The organism is Pseudarthrobacter sp. 10T415, assembly GCF_056394175.1.
The window spans coordinates 1-1,848 of sequence record NZ_JBFTHJ010000043.1; the positions used below are offsets into that span (position 1 = coordinate 1).

Below are 1,848 nucleotides of genomic sequence, written 5' to 3' on the forward strand. Positions count from 1 at the left end.
CTATTCGTTGATATTCCACCCTTGAGCACCCGCCACGAAACATTCGTCCGTGCAACGGGCATTACTCCTGACAACCCCCACCACCAACAAGCGTCGGCATGAGCGGTTATAGGTGCTCCTTAGAAAGGAGGTGATCCAGCCGCACCTTCCGGTACGGCTACCTTGTTACGACTTAGTCCCAATCGCCAGTCCCACCTTCGACGGCTCCCCCCCAAAAGGGTTAGGCCACCGGCTTCGGGTGTTACCAACTTTCGTGACTTGACGGGCGGTGTGTACAAGGCCCGGGAACGTATTCACCGCAGCGTTGCTGATCTGCGATTACTAGCGACTCCGACTTCATGGGGTCGAGTTGCAGACCCCAATCCGAACTGAGACCGGCTTTTTGGGATTAGCTCCACCTCACAGTATCGCAACCCTTTGTACCGGCCATTGTAGCATGCGTGAAGCCCAAGACATAAGGGGCATGATGATTTGACGTCGTCCCCACCTTCCTCCGAGTTGACCCCGGCAGTCTCCTATGAGTCCCCACCATCACGTGCTGGCAACATAGAACGAGGGTTGCGCTCGTTGCGGGACTTAACCCAACATCTCACGACACGAGCTGACGACAACCATGCACCACCTGTAAACCGACCACAAGTGGGGCACCTGTTTCCAGGCGTTTCCGGTTCATGTCAAGCCTTGGTAAGGTTCTTCGCGTTGCATCGAATTAATCCGCATGCTCCGCCGCTTGTGCGGGCCCCCGTCAATTCCTTTGAGTTTTAGCCTTGCGGCCGTACTCCCCAGGCGGGGCACTTAATGCGTTAGCTACGGCGCGGAAAACGTGGAATGTCCCCCACACCTAGTGCCCAACGTTTACGGCATGGACTACCAGGGTATCTAATCCTGTTCGCTCCCCATGCTTTCGCTCCTCAGCGTCAGTTAATGCCCAGAGACCTGCCTTCGCCATCGGTGTTCCTCCTGATATCTGCGCATTTCACCGCTACACCAGGAATTCCAGTCTCCCCTACATCACTCTAGTCTGCCCGTACCCACCGCAGATCCGGAGTTGAGCCCCGGACTTTCACGGCAGACGCGACAAACCGCCTACGAGCTCTTTACGCCCAATAATTCCGGATAACGCTTGCGCCCTACGTATTACCGCGGCTGCTGGCACGTAGTTAGCCGGCGCTTCTTCTGCAGGTACCGTCACTTACGCTTCTTCCCTACTGAAAGAGGTTTACAACCCGAAGGCCGTCATCCCTCACGCGGCGTCGCTGCATCAGGCTTSCGCCCATTGTGCAATATTCCCCACTGCTGCCTCCCGTAGGAGTCTGGGCCGTGTCTCAGTCCCAGTGTGGCCGGTCACCCTCTCAGGCCGGCTACCCGTCGTCGCCTTGGTAGGCCATTACCCCACCAACAAGCTGATAGGCCGCGAGTCCATCCAAAACCGCAAAAGCTTTCCACCAACCACCATGCGATGGAAGGTCATATCCGGTATTAGACCCAGTTTCCCAGGCTTATCCCAGAGTCAAGGGCAGGTTACTCACGTGTTACTCACCCGTTCGCCACTAATCCCCCCACAAGTGAGGTTCATCGTTCGACTTGCATGTGTTAAGCACGCCGCCAGCGTTCATCCTGAGCCAGGATCAAACTCTCCGTTGAAGTAAAACAAAAACAGACACAACCARRCACCACGGAAATAACGCGGAACCAGGCTGCACAAAATTTGAAACCAGCTAAAAACACCATGCACACCACGGGGTGGCGGCACAGCACAATCAACCAATTCAATAAAAAATTGGTATCAACAAACTTGGCACACTATTGAGTTCTCAAACAACAGACACACCCGGCACCACCCAAACC

General features: G+C 55.3%; 1 rRNA gene. It reads right to left on the reverse strand.

The features are described 5' to 3' along the window. Positions 1-123: 123 nt before the first annotated feature. Positions 124-1,644, reverse strand: a 16S ribosomal RNA gene (locus AC1DBN_RS21335). Positions 1,645-1,848 lie beyond the last annotated feature (204 nt).